Origin of the sequence: Quatrionicoccus australiensis, assembly GCF_020510425.1 — a bacterium.
GTDB lineage: Bacteria > Pseudomonadota > Gammaproteobacteria > Burkholderiales > Rhodocyclaceae > Azonexus > Azonexus australiensis_A.
The window spans coordinates 3,944,733-3,959,795 of sequence record NZ_JAHBAH010000001.1; the positions used below are offsets into that span (position 1 = coordinate 3,944,733).

A 15,063-nucleotide genomic window follows, 5' to 3' on the forward strand; every position below is an offset into this window, starting at 1 on the left:
TCGGGGGCCGATATAATTGGCAAACCGCCCGGGTGGTGAAATTGGTAGACACAAGAGACTTAAAATCTCTCGGCTTATGGCTGTACGGGTTCGATTCCCGTCCCGGGCACCAATCATGTGTTTCATGAGGTTTTGAAACTGTTTTTGGTGAATTGTTCGCCAATGAAACTTATTGCGGATTTCACGCAATCGTTTTCGTTGGCTGAAATTGAGTTTGCAACTGGATTTTGTTGCCCCTATGGCAGCTTGTTCGGATCGTTGGGGTACCGGGTTGTGTATCGGGTAGTTACGAAATGCCTTGATCATCGTGGCAAATGGGTCAAGGAGGCCGGGCCGTGGCTGGCATCGTCTGACGATGCCGAGCACTGGTCGGGCTTGTTCCGGAGTTTGGGCTACCTCTCCGAAGTTGAAGTAATGCGTGGCCATATTTCAGGTATGGCGGAAGATGATGACTTCCGCGATGCGCTGTCGAGCATGGCATAGCTGCCAGCTACACGTCTCTATCTCCACTTTTTTCTTGTCCGGCATGCGTGGCTTTTCTCCGATTGCGAGGGAGGCTGTCCGTTTGTCAGGTAATATGCCGATGTCGTCCTTGTTCTTGTTGAACAACTTATTGGGACAACACGTGCTTTAACAAAAATGTAATGCCAGCCTGATAAAGTTTGCTGGCTTACAAGAGGAACATATGAATAATCAAATCGAGCAGTTGCGTGAAAAGGCAGTAAAGCTCTGCGCCGATCACGGTGTGACGATCCAGCCTTATGGCGGCGTCTGGTGGTTGTTGGGCAACGGAATCAACCGTGTTGTCGCAGATTTGGCCGGTTTGTGCCGGTCTGACCTCGCTCCGCTGGCAATGGCCGAGCGCTAGGTCTCTTCCGGATTACGGAAGGGAGTGAAGAAAGCCGGGGCGACCCGGCTTTTTGTTTGTTCGGCTTTTCAGCAGGCTGGCGGTATTGAGGGTGCTGAACTCTTGCCGGCATTGCTTGCAGATATCGTGCGCAGAGTCGCTGCAGTGCGTAGCAGGCTGTCGCTGATTGCCTTCTTGTTGGCAAAGATGCGGTGCAGCGCCTTGTGCATGCCGGCAACCGTGCGGGCGTAGTGGGCGAGGTCTTCGGTGTCTGGCGGCGTGATTCGATTGCTGGATGAGCGCATCTTATGCCTTTCACATGAATTTTATTGCCCGCCAGTTTATCCCGATATGATTATCGAATTGTTAACCGGAGATGTTTTTTCTGTGTAACGGCTCGCTCTGTCATGGCCTGGCAATGGTTTTCCGGATTTCGCCGTTACAGGCGTTGGCGACCCGCTCGTACTCTTCCGGCGTGTCGATCAGGGCCTGCGCCGCGTCGACGCTCGCGATGCGGCGTTCGATGTAAGGGAGCCAGCGTTCGTCGAGTTCCTGCTGCAGTTGCGTACGTTTTTGCCCGACCGGGCCGCGCCACGGACCACCGGTGGCAAAGCGGGTGTTCAGTGTGGCGAGCAGGTCCTTTTCGATTTCACCAATGTGGGCCTGGTAGGTTTTGACATGGCGAAGCTCATGTTCGTAGATCTCGCCGTAAGCGCAACTGCCGGCCGGGAACTCCCTGGCCACGTAGAGGACCATGGGGGCAAAGCCGATGCTGATGGTGATTTGCGGGCTGATGCATTCCCAGCGCCCGCTTTTGTCGATGATGGCGGGTGTGGCGGTGGCGAATTTGACGACCGCGTTGCCGCGGGTCAGGCCAAGCACGACCTGGCCCGGTCGGGCCAGACTGGCACCGATATTGGTCAGGCTCTTGTAGCTGTAGCGGGTGTTTTGTGTGGTCGCTACTTCGATGCGCTTGAAGGTCACCGAAGGCTGCGGCAATTGCTCGCATTCATCGGCAAGGAGCGGCGCGGACAGGGCGATCAGGAGCAGGGCGGCGCAACGCATCGCTGGTCGATCAGGCGGCTGCGAGAGCGGCATGGTGGTCGGCCAGGGTGTTGCCGCGACAGGTGGCATGCGCCTTGATCCAGGTGATTGCCGAGCTTTCCAGGATGCTGCCGGTGATTTGGTGATCGACCAGCATTTGTGCCAGTTCCGGATCCCTGCCCAGTCCGTGCATTTTGGCCTGCTGCAGGCGGTTGACCGTATCGAGATTGTCGCAGAACAAGGCGAGCGGCTTGCCGGGGAAGCCGGTTCCGGCTTGATGCAGGGCGAAGAGGGCGGCTTGCAGTTCCTGCTCGTTGCTGCCGATCAATGGCGTGGTGCGGCTGTTGATCTGCGGCTCCCCTGTTTCATCGGCGAAGATTACGGCCGCCTGTCCGCCATGCCGTTTTTCGCTGGCGTCGGAAAAAACCAGTACATGACCGGCAAACCGGCTGCCGAACTTGGCTGGCAAGGGGCCAATCGATGGGTACTGGAGCCGGGGCTTTTTCTTGGGGCGTTTTCTGGGCATGATGGAACGGCATTTGCGCGGTGGCGGGGAGAATATACCGCGTGCTGATCCCCGGCACCGGCTTTCTTGGTGCTGGCCCCAAGGGTGATGTCCGGGGCACCCGGCTGTCTAGCGGAATTTCTGTTTGAAATTGGCCGGGTCGAGGGCGTGTCTGGCGAGCAGTTTGTAGAACTCGGTGCGATTGCGTTGGGCGACGCGGGCCGCCTGGGCGACATTGCCGGCGGTGGCCTGGAGCAGACGGATCAGGTAGTCACGCTCGAAGTCGCGGCGGGCATCATCGAAAGCGGCAAGACTCTCTTCTTCGAAGTCGCGCATGACCCGGCGTACGATGGCTTCCGGAATGACCGGGGTAAGACTCAGTTCGGCAACCTGTTCAATGACGTTTTTGAGCTGACGGACATTGCCCGGCCAGCGGCCGTCGATCAGGGCTGCGACAGCCTCCGGCGCCAGGGTTGCAGATGCGTTTGGGCGGAGTCGGGAGAGAAAGTGCGTGGCCAGAACGGGAATGTCTTCCTGTCTTTCGCTCAAGGGGGGAATCCGCAGGCTGCTTCCACTCAGCAGATAAAAAAGATCACTGCGGAAGCTGCCATCGGCAACTGCGGTATCGAGCGGGCGAGGGCTGGAGGCAATGATCTGGGCAGCCGGAGTTTTTTTCGGTGCTTGGGTTGATTTGAGTCGATACAGCGGATCTCTGGCCTGCATTTGTGCGAAGAGCAGTGAAAACAGGCGAGCTTGTGCAATCGCCGAGAGGGCGGCGATGTCCTGAATGTAGAGAATGCCATCGGCGGCCTCGGCAAAGATGCTGCCTGGATCGGTCGGTGACAGTTTCTGCTCCAGTTCGTGGGCTGGAAACTCGGTGCAGGACAGTGAGACAAACGGGGCGTCCTTGCGCTCTCCCGCAGCATGGATGGCTTTGGCCAGGCTGGCCTTGCCCGAGCCGTTCGGGCCGATGATCAGGCTGCTTCTCGATTCCAGGCTGACCCGTAGGGCCTGGCGCAACAGTTCATCCATCAGGGGGCTGACGCTGATCAGTTTTTTGCGCCACTGGGCAGTGTCTTCCGGATTCAGTGAGGGTGAAATGCGCACCGCATCGGCCGTTCGTCGAAGCAGTTCCTGACCGTCGAATGGCTTTGTCAGAAAACTGAATACGCCGCGCCGGGTTGCGGCAACCGCATCGGGAATGGTGCCGTGCGCAGTCAGGATGATGACCGGCAGGGTGGGCGCTTCGCGTTGCAGATGTTCAAACAGGGCCAGGCCATCCATGCCGCCCATGCGCAGGTCGGTGATGACCAGTTGGGGGCGGTGTTCGCGAAAGCGGACAAGGGCCGCTTCACCGGAGTCGGCCTCGGCTACCTGATAACCGGCAGCGGTCAGGCGCAGGCCAATCAGGTGCAACATGTCGAGGTCGTCATCGACGACCAGGATGCGCGCGCCAACTCCCATTCAGCGGGTCTTCCCCCGGTTGCGGATTTCGCGATCGATGGCGAGCAGCGCATCAAGCTTTTTTTGCACTTCGTCGTTACGTTTCTGATTGTCTTTCAGTGCAAGTTCGAGGCGCCGCTTTTCCTCCTGGCAGTGGCGTTGCTTTTCTGCGAGTTGCCGCTCCGCTTCGATCAGTCGCCCTATCTCTGCCGATGTCGGCATCGGTGCCGGTGCTGCTTGTGGCGCTTCGACAGTCTCGGCTTTCTTGTCTCGCGGCGTGGCGCAGCCGCTTGCCACCAAAGCGATGCCAAGGAGGCAGATGGTTAAACAGGTTTTTTTTCTCAGCATGCAACGGGCTCAGGCATCAGGTTGGATTCTCAGATAGGGGGCATGGCAGGGAAGCAAGACACGGAAATGCGCTCCGCCAGTGCTTTGCATCAGTAACAGTTCGCCACGCAAGGCAAGGACGAATTCCCGGCTGATGGTGAGTCCCAGGCCAACACCGGGCACCTGGCGGGTGGTCTTCCCCCGGTAGAAGGGATCGAAGATTTTTCCGCTGTCGTCGGCATCAATACCTGGCCCTTGATCATACACATCGAGTGTTGCCTGTTTGCTGTCGTGCTGCAGGGTCACGCGAATTTCCCCGCCTTCCGGGGAAAACTTGACCGCATTTGACAGGAGGTTGTGAATCACGGTCACCAGCGCTTCGCGGCCGGCAACGATAGGCGTTTCCTGCAGCGAGCACTGGATGGAAATCTTGCGTTCGGCAGCGATCAGGCGGTAAGTATCGAGTACCTGTTCGACCTGCTGGTCGAAGTGCAGCTTTTCATGGCCGATGCGTTCGGCTGCGTGTTCTGCCTGTTGCAGCCGAAGCAGGCCTTCGATCAGATCCTGCAAACGTTGCGAATTGCTTTGCAATATTCTGACAATCCGGCTCTGCTCTTCGGTCAGTGGGCCGGCAATTTGTTCTGCAAGCAGTGACGCGCCTTCGTTCATCGCAGCCAATGGCGTCTTGAGCTCGTGCGATACATGGCGCAAGACCTGGGTCCGGCTTTCCTCCAGGGAGAGCAGGCGTCGTCGCAGCCACTCAAGCCAGCGCCCCAGCCAGCGCAGGTCACCTGGGCCGTCGAGGGCAATTTCCTGCTGCAGGTCGCCCTTGCCCAGGCGCAGCACGGCATGCTCGAAGCGGCCGATCAGGCGGGCCAGCAGCGTACGTATCAGCCACAGGCAGAAAAACGCAAACAGGCCAGCGATCCCTGCCGCCAGCAGCATGCGCACTCGCAACGTGGCGGATTCGGCGAGATATTTTTCCTGTTCGCGTTCGAGTATTGCGTGGGCATCGTCCAGCGTTCTCGCCGAGCTTTCCTTGATGTGGGTGATCGCGGCAAGCAAAGGCTGCGAGTCGCCACTGGCGCGCAGTATTGCGAAGGCGGCTTCTTCCTGGGCCAAATGGTCGTGCAACTCGTTGATGATTGTTGCGGGGAGCGGCGGCAGTCTGGAGAAGATTTGCACATTGTTCTGCCATTCGCTGCGAACCTGGGCGTAGTCCTGGAGCGAGGGAGCATCCCGCAGGACTTGATGGCGGCGCAGGTCGCGTTCCATGTGCACCAGATCTTCCGTCAGCTCACCGCCCAGCCGGGAAGATGTCGAATTCTGTTCGATGGCGGTGCGGTAATGCTTGTTCAGAGTGTCCAGCGCGATGAAGACGTAGGCCCCGGCGACCAGCAGGGGAAGCATGACCAGCAGGTGGCCGAAGGTGACCAGCTGCAGGAAGGAGCGCGGATAACGTTTCATGCCCGTCATCCTATGTCAGAGCGGCGTATGAAAAAAGTGTCGGGGGTAGACGACAGCTACCGGGGGCGGACGGAATCCCCGAGTATCTGCCCTGCGAGCTCGGCCAGGGGCTCGCATCCCTGTCACCTGGACTGCTCAGTCCTGAATGGAGGTTCATCATGAATCCAAAGAAAATGCGCTTGCGTAGCCTGATCGGGCTATCCATCGCCCTGGCCAGCTTCGGCGCGGCCGCCCAAACCGCTGCCGAGCCGCCCGCCGGTCGACTGCTCGCCTCGAACTGTTTTCAGTGTCATGGCTATAACGGCAAGTCGAGCATCGGCTTCGAACGCCTGGCCGGTGAATCGGCTGCGGAAATCTACAAGGAACTGCGTGAAATGCGCAGCAAGGGATCGCCCGAGATGATGGACATGCATGCGCGTGGCTATAGCGATGCCCAGGTCCGCCTGATCGCCGATTACCTGTCCAAGGCAAATACGACGACAGCGACCGCCTCCGCCACGAAGGTGGCAACGGCGAAGAAATCCTCCACCAGCAAGAAAAAAGACTAACGCAAGGAGACTGCATCATGAATCGTCGTGATTTTTTCCGTCTGGCCAGCCTGGCCGGACTCGGCGCTACGGCTGCCTCCTGGTCCAATCTGGCGGGAGCGGCAACGGCTGCCCAGCTGGGTACGGTTCCGACCAACACCGGCATCAGCGGTCGGGTGGTTGTCATCGGCGGCGGCATGGCCGGCGCCACGGTTGCCAAGTACCTGCGCCTGTGGGGCGGCAGCGGTGTTTCGGTGACGCTGGTCGAGCGTGACAGCGCCTATACCTCGAACATCCTGAGCAACCTTGTGCTCAACGGTCAGCGCACCATTACCTCACTGCAATACGCCTACAGCAACCTGGCCAGCCGCTACGGCATTCGCATGGTCAAGGGCGACGTCACCGCAATTGATCCGGTTGGTCACAGCGTCAGCCTGGCCGATGGCAGCAAGTTGCCTTACGACCGCCTGGTTGTTGCCCCCGGGGTTGATTTCGATGTGTTCCCCGGACTCGAAAGCGCCGCGGCGCAAGCCAAGGTGCCGCATGCCTGGAAAGCAGGCGTGCAGACGACCCAGTTGCGCAACATGCTGGTTGGCATGAAGGCTGGCCAGAACTTTGTCATGACCATCCCGGCCAAGCCTTACCGCTGCCCGCCGGGGCCGTACGAGCGGGCCTGCGTCGTTGCCGACTGGCTGAAAAAGAACCGTCCCGGTTCTAAGGTCATCGTGCTTGATGCCAATCCCGGCATCATTGCCGAGCCGCTCGCCTTCGCCAACGCCTTCGATGTCGTGCACAAGGGCGTGGTCGAATATCATCCGGGCGTGACCATCAACAGCATCGATGCAACGACGATGACGCTGAACACCAACCTGGGCAACCTGCAGGCCAGCGTGATCAATGCCATTCCGCCGCACAAGGCCGGCCAGGTCGTGCGCGACAACGGCCTGGCCAACATCGCCGGGCGCTGGGCCGGCGTCGATGTGCTGACGTATCAGTCCACCGCTGCGCCGGGTATTCATGTCATCGGGGATGCATCTGCCACGACGCAACCCAAGGCTGGTCACATCGCCAACCAGGAAGCAAAGATCTGTGCCGATGCGATTGTCCGCCTGCTTTCGGGACGCAGTCCGGATCCCTCGCCGATCACCAACTCGGCCTGCTATTCGCCGATTACGGCCGATACGGCGTCGTGGCTCACGGCGATCTTCGCCTACGACCCGGTCAGCGGCACGATGCAGCCGGTGCCCGGTGCAGCGGGTGAAGCAGCTGGACGCTCAAAGGACAATTACAAGGAAATGATCAAGTGGTTTAACACCCTGATGGAAGATTCCTTCGCCTGAGGACGGTTGCGGGTTCGCGGCCTGATCGGGGCGCGAACCTTTTTCCGGAAACGAGAAAACACCATGTTCGCCAAGTCCATCCCTTTACGCACCGCTGCCGGCTTTACGCTGCTTGAATTGCTGGTCGTCGTTGCCATCATCGGCTTGCTCGCTGCCTATGTCGGGCCGCGTTACGTTTCCCAACTCGGCAAGTCGGAAGTGACGACGGCAAAAGCGCAGATCGAAGCGATTGCCCGCGCGCTCGAGTCCTATCGCCTGGACAACGGGCGCTATCCGGCGGCCGATGTCGGTCTGAATGCCTTGCGTCAGCGCCCGGCTAACCTGCCGCGCTGGAATGGCCCCTATCTGCAGAAGGAGTTGCCGCCGGATCCCTGGGGCAATCCTTACGTTTATCGTCCGGTTGCCGGCAACGGCCGTGATTTCGAACTGCTTTCCCTGGGCCGTGACGGTCGACCGGGTGGCAGCGACGAAAATGCCGATATCCGCTACTGAGCCAGCATGAATTTCGCCATTCGCGCTATCGGGCCGCACGGTGTGGAAAGCCTCGAAATCGAGGCTGCCAGCCATGCTGATGCCTGTCGCCTGCTGGCGGCCCGCGATTTGCGGCCGCTCTCGGTCAAGGAAACCGGGAAGGCGGTCTGGGGGCAATGGCTGATTCGCCGTCCGGCGCCGGCCAGCTTCGACTTGCTGCTGTTCAGCCAGGAATTGCTCGCCCTGCTCGAAGCCGGGCTGACCCTGACCGAAGCGCTTGCTGCGCTACATGAAAAGGAGCGCCGCCCGGCCATCGCCGCAATTCTCGGCGAGCTGCGCGGTCGACTCGGTGACGGGCAGCGTTTTGCGGCAGCGCTGGCTGAGCAGCCGGCCGTCTTTCCGCCGCTCTACAGCGGCCTGATGCGCGCCGCCGAGCGCACGGCCAGCCTGGACAACTCACTGGCCCGTTACATCGAATACCGCGGTCGCGTCGATCTGGTGCGGCGTCATGTCACGCAGGCCCTGATCTATCCGGCGATCCTCTGCGCGGTCGGCCTGCTGGTCAGCCTCTTCCTGCTTGGCTATGTCGTACCCAGTTTCGCCAGTGTCTACCAGAATTCCGGGCGCGACATTCCGCTTGCCTCGCAACTGCTGATGCACTGGGGGCGTTTTGTCGCCGATCATGCGCGACTTCTTGGCGTGGCCGCCGGGGCTGCCGGGCTGGCAATCATCTTCCTGCTCGGCCAGACTTCGACGCGGCAAAGACTGCGCGGCAGCCTGCTTGACCAGATGCGTCGGCTGCCGCAAATCGGCGAGCGTTTGCAGGTCTTTGAACTGGCGCGCCTCTATCTGGCGCTCGGCACGCTGCTCGCCGGCGGCCTGCCGGTGCTGCTCGCCCTGGAACTTTGCGAAGGACTGGTTGCGCCGCGCACCTGCAGCGCCTTGCAACGTGCTGCCCGCCGGATCGGCGAGGGCATCCCGACCTCGACTGCTTTCGATGAAGCCGGCCTGTGCACACCGGTTGCCTTGCGCCTGATGCGCGTCGGCGAACGAACCGGGCAACTCGGCGACATGCTGACCCGTGCTGCCCGCTTTCATGATGGCGAGATCGAGCGTTTCATCGACCGCTTCACGCGCAGCTTCGAACCCTTGCTGATGGCGGCGATCGGATTGGTCATCGGTTGCATCGTTGTCCTGCTCTACATGCCGATCTTCGATTTGGCCGGGAGTTTTCAATGAATGCGCGTTTGCCCGATCCGCCCGAAAGCGATTATCCGCTGGCCTCTGCCGCGCTCCTGCAGCGCCTGGTGCCGGCGTTCGACCGCTTGTCGCTGGCTGATGCAATGGCCAGGCGCTGCGTTCTGTTCCGTGACTCCCTGGCGGTCGACCGCTATTTTGGCGTCATTTCCGATCCGCTGGCCGAGCGCCAGCAACGCTGGGCCGAAGCGCGTGCTGAGCTGCCGGTGGTCTGGCACCTGGCAAGCGCCGCGGACCTTGCGGCCTGGCTCGAACAGCAGGCGGCCGGTTCGCGCCTGCTGGCGGAACCGGAGGCCGAGGGCTGCTTCCAGAATGCGGCGGCGACCAGCGACAAGACCTTGTCGGTTACGCAGAGCAGTGCGCAAAGCAGCCCGGTGGTTCGTCTGCTCAATGCGACCCTGCATGATGCCTTGCGCCTTGGCGCCAGTGACGTGCATCTGGAATCGTCGGGGCAGGGGCTGGATATCCGTTACCGTATCGACGGCGTGCTGGAACATATTCGCAGCGTACGCGGTGTGGATGTCGCGCCGCAGGTCATTTCCCGGCTCAAGGTGCTGGCCGAACTCGATATTGCCGAAACCCGCATCCCGCAGGATGGCCGGCTGACTGTCCGGCTCGGCGAGGGGCAGCGGCGCATCGATCTCCGGGTGTCGATCATGCCCAGTCTGCACGGCGAGGACGGCGTGCTGCGCATCCTCGACAAGAGCCGTCTGATGCAGGACCGCCAGTCGCTGACCCTGGAAGGGCTCGGCTTTGCCGCCGAAGACATGCGCCGCCTGCGCGATCTGGCCGCCCAGCCCTACGGCATGCTGCTCGCCAGCGGGCCGACCGGTAGCGGCAAGACCACCTCGCTCTACGCCGTGCTTTCGGAAATCCACGACGGCCGGGAAAAGATCATCACCATCGAGGACCCGGTCGAATACCAGCTGCCCGGCGTGTTGCAGATACCGGTCAACGAGAAAAAAGGCCTGACTTTCGCGCGCGGCCTGCGCTCCATCCTGCGCCACGACCCGGACACCATCATGGTCGGCGAAATCCGCGACCGTGAAACGGCAGAAATTGCCATCCAGTCGGCGTTGACCGGTCACCGCGTGCTGTCCACCCTGCACGCCAACCACGTCTTCGATGTGTTCGGCCGCTTCAGCCACATGGGTATCGATCCCTACTTGCTGACCTCGGCAATCAGCGGTGTCTGGGCGCAGCGTCTGGTGCGCAGTCTGTGTCCGGCCTGTGCCGGCGCGCACCAGCCGACGCCGCAGCAGATCGACGAACTCCAGCTTTCCGGCGACAGCGGGCGGCACGGCTTCAAGAAAGCCGTCGGTTGCCCGGCCTGTCGCGGTACCGGCTATCAGGGACGTAGTGCGATTGTCGAGATCCTGGCCCTCGATGACGTGCTGCGTACCCTGATAGCCCAACGGGCGCCGCTCAGCGAAATCCGCAGCGCGGCCCGTGCTCAGGGCGTGCGCAATCTGCGCGACGCCGCGCTGGCACTGGCTGCACAGGGTAAAACCACGCTTGAGGAGGTGCGCCGTGTCACGGCCCGCCATTAATCGCCTGTTGCCCGCCCGCCCGCTGCTGCTTGCCGTGGGGCGCAGCGAACTGCGCCTGACGAACGGCAAGCAGACCGAACGGCGGACGTTGGCTGAGCCGCTTACCGCCAGTCTGCCGAGCACGGCGCAACTGGCCAGTCTGCAGGCCGCATTGGCCGACCTGCTGGCAGGGTTCCCCGCCGGCCGGTGGCGCCTCGACATCACGTTCAGCGACGCATTGGGCCGCGCCTGGATCGTCGAGCGTATTCCCGGTTTGCGCGATCCGGCTGAAATCACCGCGCTGGCCGAGGCGCAACTGCAGGAGATTTACGGTGACAGCAGCGATGCGGCCAGCCAGTGGCTGGTCCGGGTCGATGCGACGGCATTTGCCGCTGGCTGGCCGGCGATGGCGCTGCCTCGCGCCCTGATCGAAACGTTCGAGACCCTGGCAGTCGAGCGCAACTGGTCATTCGGCCGGCTCGAAAGCAGTTTTGTCGCCGCCTTCAACGGGCGCCGGCAGCACCTCTTCAGGCGCAAGGGAACCGATGTGCATGCGTTGGCAACGGATGACGCGCTGGTCATCGGCATTCGCAACGGAACGCAATGGCGCGCCTTGCGCAGCCATCCGCCCCTGCGTTTGCTGGGCGGTGATCTGTCGGCCATGCTGCGGCGGGAATGCCGCCCGCTCGATCTTTCACCTGCTGCCTGCCGGGTGGAGGAACTGATCACCGACAGCCGGCGCAGCAAGGAACTGCAACTCGATTTCGCTCCCGCCAAAGCCAGTTCGCCGCTGCGTGTCGGCCTGGGATCGGCCATGCTGGCCTTGCTGCTTGCCTTGCTGTGGAGCAATGCCGGCGATATTGAAGCCGGCTTGCCGCCGCACCAGGCCTTGTTGCCAGGTGGTGAGGAGGTGCGGGCAATCAATGGCGCAATCGAGGATCTCGATTTTCCCTGGGGGCGGGTACTCGGGTTGCTTGAGGCAAGTATCGACCAAAGCCTGCGCATCAGTCATTTCGATGCCGATGTGCGTACCGGCCGGCTGACCATCAGCGGCGAAGCCCGTGACAGCCATGTCGTGCTCGAGCTGCCCGCTCGCTGGCGCGCCGATCCGCTGGTTGCCGAGGCACGCGTGCTGAGTCAGAGCCCGGTCGACGCTGAAAATGCCGGCATTTTCACGATCCGGTTTGCCGTCGAAGTGACGCTGAACGGAGGAGGGCGGCCATGAACCGGGACAACTGGCTGGATCTGAAATTGATGCTGTATCGCCAGCCGGCGGTTGCGACATTGCTCGGGATCATTGTCGTGCTTGGCGGCCTGCTGCTGATGCAGCCGTCGCCTCGGCCGGTTTCCCCGGTGGCGGCTTCGGTTGATCCGGCGCGCGTCCTCGCTGCGCAGCGCAACTTCCGGGCGCTGCTGCTCGCACCGGATGCCCTGGCCGGTGCCCAGCAAAGCGTGCTGGCAGCGGCGGCGGCACATCATCTCGGTGTCGGACAAATCGATTATGCCGAGGAGCCCGATCAGGCCGGGCGCTTCACGCTTGCCAGCATGCGCCTGCCGGTGGTGGGCAGCTACGCCGATATCCGGGCTTTCGTGGATGCCGTGCTTGCCGCCCAGCCAGCGCTTGCAATCCGGCATTTGAACATTCAGCGCGAAACGAACGGGGCAGGGGTTTTTGCCCTGAATGCAACGTTGACCGTGCAATTCCTGGTCGCGGAGACATCACGATGAATCCATCCACGCTTTTTCTTGGCGGCACCGCCTTGCTGCTCGCCGTCCTGCTCGGTGGCGGGCGTAGCGTTGTCGCCGGCACCGAGGCGCCGGCCACTATCGATGCTGGCGAGAACCTGTCCATTCGCAGCCTGCAACGGGCCGGCCGGACGCCTCGGGCAGAGCCGGTCGGCATCCCGCTGCGCGACCCGTTCGCTGGCGAAACGCCGCTTGCCGCGAGCAGCGAGCCGCCGACCTTTGCGCCGGTACATGCGGCGCTGCCCGTCGTACCGGCCTTCCCGGATTTTCGTGTGATCGGCAAGCAGCAGGACGATACCGGCTGGGCGGTGTTCATCGGTGAGCCGGGCAAGCAGGGCCAGGTCTGGGTGGTGCGCGAGGGCGAGTCCTTCAACGACGGTTTCAAAGTCAGCAAGCTGGCGCCGCCGCTGCTGGTCATCAAGCGGTTGCGGGGCCGGCAGAGCCGGACTTTCGATATCGGGAAAGACGAGATAGAAGAATGAAAAATCATCCATTCCAGGGTTTGCTGCGCCGCCGGTTGGCCGGCATCGTGCTGGGGGCGTTGCTCACCGGCTGCGCCAGTCAGGCACCGCTGCCGCCCGAGGGCAGGGAACTGCTGGCTCAGGGCCGCCTTGACGAGGCCTTGGCGCGCTTCGAGAGTGCCCTGCGTGAGCATCCCAACAATCCCGAACTGCGGCTGGCCGTGGCACAGACGCGCGAACGCCTGATGGCCCGGCAGTTGCAGCAGGTGCAGGCCCAGGCCGAACAGGAAAAGGCCGCACGCCAGCAGGCCGATATCGCCCTGAAAACGGCCGAAAAAATGCCGTTGACCGGTCTGGACAAGCCGATCAATGTCGATTTCAAGGAAGCCAGCCTGCATCAGGTCTGCCAGGTGCTGTTTCGCACGGCCGGCCTGAATTTTGTCTTCGACAAGGACGTGCCGACCGACCAGACGGTCAGCATCGCGCTGCGCCGCACGCCGGTACGCGACGTGCTGGCCCTGATCCTGCGCGCGCAACAATTGGAGCAGCGCTACATCAATGCCGATACGGTGATGATCTACCCCAATACGCCGGCCAAGGCGCGCGATTATCAGCCGCTGACCGTGCGCAGTTTCTACCTGACCAATATCGAGGCGAAGACGGCGGTGACCACGCTGCGCACCATACTCAAGGCGCGTGATCTGGTGGCCGACGACAAGCAGAACGTCGTCGTCATGCGCGATACGCCGGAGGCGATCCGGATGGCGGAAAAGCTGCTCGCCGTGCATGACATGCCGGAACCGGAGGTGATGCTCGATGTCGAGGTGCTCGAGGTCAAGCGGACCCGCCTGCAGGAACTCGGTCTGCTCTGGCCGAGCCAACTGATGCTGTCGCCGCTCGCCTCGACCAGCGGCGGCGCACTCAGCCTCAAGGACCTGCTCGCTTCGCCGAAGGCGAACATGGCCGCCAATTTCCCCGCCTTCGGCATCAATGCCCGGGCCGAGACCGGTGATACCAACCTGCTGGCCAATCCGCGCATCCGTACGCGCAACCGCGAAGTGGCGAAGATCATGATCGGCGAGCGTGTGCCGAACATCACGACGACCTCGACGGCGACCGGCTTCGTTGCCGAAACGGTGCAATACATCGATATCGGCCTCAAGCTCGAGGTGCAGCCGACCATCTATCTCGACAACGAGATTGCCATCCGCATTGCGCTCGAGGTCAGCAATATCGTCAGCCTGGTGCAGAGCAAGTCGGGGACGCAGGCTTACCAGATCGGCACCCGCAACGCCTCGACCGTATTGCGCCTGAAGGATGGCGAAAACCAGGTACTGGCCGGCCTGATCAGCGACGAAGAGCGCTCGAGCGGGGCCAAGGTGCCCGGTCTGGGCGACTTTCCGGTGCTTGGTCGCCTGTTTGGCTCGAAACGTGACGAGGGGCTGAAGACCGAACTGGTTCTCTCGATCACGCCGCGGCTGGTCCGCAACAACCGGCGGCCGGGCATCGAGCAGAGCGAATTCAGTATCGGTGCCGAGTCGGCGCTGCGGCCGCTGACCCAGGACATGTCCTACTTCACCGAAGCGGTGCCGCCCCCGAGCGCACCGGCACCGGGCGCGGCGCAGTGAAATCGCGGCGCGGCTTCACGCTGATCGAGATGATGGTGACGCTGGCCATCGTCGGCGTGCTGGCCAGCCTGGTCGTGCCGCTCGCCCAGCTTGGCGTGCAGCGCAGTCGGGAGCAGGAGCTGCGTACGGCCTTGCGCGAAATCCGCCAGGCGATCGACGCCTACAAGCGCGCCGCCGAGGAAGGGCGCTTGCCGCGCGATGCGAATGCCAGCGGTTATCCGGCCTCCTTGCAGGTGCTGGTCGACGGTGTTGCCGATGCGAAACATCCACAGCGCCAGAAATTGCGGTTTTTGCGGCGTTTACCGTCCGACCCGATGAATCCGTGGGTGGCCGGTGATCCGGCGCATAGCTGGGGCTTGCGCAGCTATGCCAGCGAGGCCGCGGATCCGAAGGAGGGGAGCGATGTCTATGATGTTTATTCGCGTTCGCCGCAGGCCGGGCTGAACGGCGTTCCTTACCGGCTGTGGTGAG

18 protein-coding genes and 1 tRNA gene are annotated in these 15,063 nt (G+C 62.1%); 13 read left to right on the top strand and 6 right to left on the bottom strand.

Features of this window, described 5'->3' with window-relative positions:
* Positions 1 to 26 precede the first annotated feature (26 nt).
* The 3 genes from KIG99_RS18850 to KIG99_RS18860 all read left to right on the top strand — a co-directional run bounded on the left by KIG99_RS18850 (position 27) and on the right by KIG99_RS18860 (position 868).
* Positions 27 to 112 (top strand) — tRNA-Leu (locus KIG99_RS18850).
* A gap of 50 nt (positions 113 to 162) precedes the next feature.
* Positions 163 to 483, top strand: coding sequence for a hypothetical protein (locus tag KIG99_RS18855; RefSeq protein WP_226461563.1), 321 nt, complete (start codon positions 163 to 165; stop codon positions 481 to 483).
* Positions 484 to 685: 202 nt separating this feature from the next.
* A complete protein-coding gene (locus tag KIG99_RS18860; RefSeq protein WP_226461564.1) occupies positions 686 to 868 on the top strand; it encodes a hypothetical protein in 183 nt (60 codons plus the stop codon).
* A 68-nt stretch (positions 869 to 936) separates the two neighbouring features.
* Here the strand turns inward: KIG99_RS18860 and KIG99_RS18865 are convergent, their stop codons facing one another.
* From KIG99_RS18865 to KIG99_RS18890, 6 genes are all read right to left on the bottom strand, one after another.
* Positions 937 to 1,152 carry a hypothetical protein gene (locus KIG99_RS18865; RefSeq protein ID WP_226461565.1) on the bottom strand — a complete coding sequence of 72 codons (216 nt, stop codon included), beginning with the start codon at positions 1,150 to 1,152 and terminating at the stop codon, positions 937 to 939.
* Positions 1,153 to 1,252: 100 nt separating this feature from the next.
* Positions 1,253 to 1,981, bottom strand: coding sequence for a hypothetical protein (locus KIG99_RS18870; RefSeq protein ID WP_226461566.1), 729 nt, complete (start codon positions 1,979 to 1,981; stop codon positions 1,253 to 1,255).
* The gene (locus tag KIG99_RS18875; protein WP_226461567.1) at positions 1,923 to 2,360 is read right to left on the bottom strand and encodes an RNase H family protein; all 438 of its coding nucleotides are present in this window, start codon (positions 2,358 to 2,360) and stop codon (positions 1,923 to 1,925) included. Before KIG99_RS18875 ends, KIG99_RS18870 begins: the two co-directional genes overlap by 59 nt.
* Positions 2,361 to 2,525: 165 nt before the next feature.
* The gene (locus KIG99_RS18880) at positions 2,526 to 3,860 is read right to left on the bottom strand and encodes a response regulator (protein WP_226461568.1); all 1,335 of its coding nucleotides are present in this window, start codon (positions 3,858 to 3,860) and stop codon (positions 2,526 to 2,528) included.
* Entirely contained in the window at positions 3,861 to 4,187 is a 327-nt protein-coding gene (locus KIG99_RS18885) for a hypothetical protein (RefSeq protein WP_226461569.1), read from the bottom strand. It abuts the gene before it with no gap.
* Between the two features lie 9 nt (positions 4,188 to 4,196).
* Complete coding sequence (locus KIG99_RS18890) at positions 4,197 to 5,633, bottom strand: HAMP domain-containing sensor histidine kinase (protein ID WP_226461570.1); 1,437 nt, start codon at positions 5,631 to 5,633, stop codon at positions 4,197 to 4,199.
* 158 nt (positions 5,634 to 5,791) lie between these two features.
* Between KIG99_RS18890 and KIG99_RS18895 the strand changes: the two genes are divergently transcribed.
* From KIG99_RS18895 to KIG99_RS18940, 10 genes are all read left to right on the top strand, one after another.
* Positions 5,792 to 6,181, top strand: a complete 390-nt coding sequence (locus KIG99_RS18895; RefSeq protein WP_226461571.1) for a c-type cytochrome — start codon at positions 5,792 to 5,794, stop codon at positions 6,179 to 6,181.
* A 17-nt stretch (positions 6,182 to 6,198) separates the two neighbouring features.
* A complete protein-coding gene (locus KIG99_RS18900) occupies positions 6,199 to 7,500 on the top strand; it encodes an NAD(P)/FAD-dependent oxidoreductase (RefSeq protein ID WP_226461572.1) in 1,302 nt (433 codons plus the stop codon).
* A gap of 63 nt (positions 7,501 to 7,563) precedes the next feature.
* Entirely contained in the window at positions 7,564 to 7,992 is a 429-nt protein-coding gene (gspG, locus tag KIG99_RS18905) for a type II secretion system major pseudopilin GspG (protein WP_226461573.1), read from the top strand.
* A gap of 6 nt (positions 7,993 to 7,998) precedes the next feature.
* Positions 7,999 to 9,210, top strand: coding sequence for a type II secretion system F family protein (locus tag KIG99_RS18910; protein WP_226461574.1), 1,212 nt, complete (start codon positions 7,999 to 8,001; stop codon positions 9,208 to 9,210).
* Entirely contained in the window at positions 9,207 to 10,778 is a 1,572-nt protein-coding gene (locus KIG99_RS18915) for a GspE/PulE family protein (protein WP_226461575.1), read from the top strand. The genes KIG99_RS18910 and KIG99_RS18915 overlap by 4 nt, the downstream gene beginning before the upstream one ends.
* Positions 10,759 to 11,982: a hypothetical protein gene (locus tag KIG99_RS18920; protein ID WP_226461576.1), complete on the top strand. Its 1,224-nt coding sequence runs from the start codon at positions 10,759 to 10,761 to the stop codon at positions 11,980 to 11,982. The genes KIG99_RS18915 and KIG99_RS18920 overlap by 20 nt, the downstream gene beginning before the upstream one ends.
* Positions 11,979 to 12,485 (top strand): GspMb/PilO family protein, encoded by a 507-nt coding sequence (locus KIG99_RS18925; RefSeq protein ID WP_226461577.1) that lies wholly within the window; start codon positions 11,979 to 11,981, stop codon positions 12,483 to 12,485. The genes KIG99_RS18920 and KIG99_RS18925 overlap by 4 nt, the downstream gene beginning before the upstream one ends.
* Positions 12,482 to 12,985, top strand: a complete 504-nt coding sequence (locus KIG99_RS18930) for a hypothetical protein (RefSeq protein WP_226461578.1) — start codon at positions 12,482 to 12,484, stop codon at positions 12,983 to 12,985. Before KIG99_RS18925 ends, KIG99_RS18930 begins: the two co-directional genes overlap by 4 nt.
* A complete protein-coding gene (locus KIG99_RS18935; RefSeq protein WP_226461579.1) occupies positions 12,982 to 14,592 on the top strand; it encodes a secretin N-terminal domain-containing protein in 1,611 nt (536 codons plus the stop codon). Before KIG99_RS18930 ends, KIG99_RS18935 begins: the two co-directional genes overlap by 4 nt.
* Positions 14,589 to 15,062 (top strand): type II secretion system protein, encoded by a 474-nt coding sequence (locus KIG99_RS18940; protein ID WP_226461580.1) that lies wholly within the window; start codon positions 14,589 to 14,591, stop codon positions 15,060 to 15,062. The genes KIG99_RS18935 and KIG99_RS18940 overlap by 4 nt, the downstream gene beginning before the upstream one ends.
* The last annotated feature ends 1 nt before the right edge of the window (position 15,063 follow it).

Coding starts and splice junctions, on each gene's coding strand:
- KIG99_RS18855 (WP_226461563.1), top strand. CDS start 163: ATGAAACTTATTGCGGATTTCACGCAATCGTTTTCGTTGGCTGAAATT.
- KIG99_RS18860 (WP_226461564.1), top strand. CDS start 686: ATGAATAATCAAATCGAGCAGTTGCGTGAAAAGGCAGTAAAGCTCTGC.
- KIG99_RS18865 (WP_226461565.1), bottom strand. CDS start 1,152: ATGCGCTCATCCAGCAATCGAATCACGCCGCCAGACACCGAAGACCTC.
- KIG99_RS18870 (WP_226461566.1), bottom strand. CDS start 1,981: ATGCCACCTGTCGCGGCAACACCCTGGCCGACCACCATGCCGCTCTCG.
- KIG99_RS18880 (WP_226461568.1), bottom strand. CDS start 3,860: ATGGGAGTTGGCGCGCGCATCCTGGTCGTCGATGACGACCTCGACATG.
- KIG99_RS18885 (WP_226461569.1), bottom strand. CDS start 4,187: ATGCTGAGAAAAAAAACCTGTTTAACCATCTGCCTCCTTGGCATCGCT.
- KIG99_RS18890 (WP_226461570.1), bottom strand. CDS start 5,633: ATGAAACGTTATCCGCGCTCCTTCCTGCAGCTGGTCACCTTCGGCCAC.
- KIG99_RS18895 (WP_226461571.1), top strand. CDS start 5,792: ATGAATCCAAAGAAAATGCGCTTGCGTAGCCTGATCGGGCTATCCATC.
- KIG99_RS18900 (WP_226461572.1), top strand. CDS start 6,199: ATGAATCGTCGTGATTTTTTCCGTCTGGCCAGCCTGGCCGGACTCGGC.
- gspG (WP_226461573.1), top strand. CDS start 7,564: ATGTTCGCCAAGTCCATCCCTTTACGCACCGCTGCCGGCTTTACGCTG.
- KIG99_RS18910 (WP_226461574.1), top strand. CDS start 7,999: ATGAATTTCGCCATTCGCGCTATCGGGCCGCACGGTGTGGAAAGCCTC.
- KIG99_RS18915 (WP_226461575.1), top strand. CDS start 9,207: ATGAATGCGCGTTTGCCCGATCCGCCCGAAAGCGATTATCCGCTGGCC.
- KIG99_RS18925 (WP_226461577.1), top strand. CDS start 11,979: ATGAACCGGGACAACTGGCTGGATCTGAAATTGATGCTGTATCGCCAG.
- KIG99_RS18930 (WP_226461578.1), top strand. CDS start 12,482: ATGAATCCATCCACGCTTTTTCTTGGCGGCACCGCCTTGCTGCTCGCC.
- KIG99_RS18935 (WP_226461579.1), top strand. CDS start 12,982: ATGAAAAATCATCCATTCCAGGGTTTGCTGCGCCGCCGGTTGGCCGGC.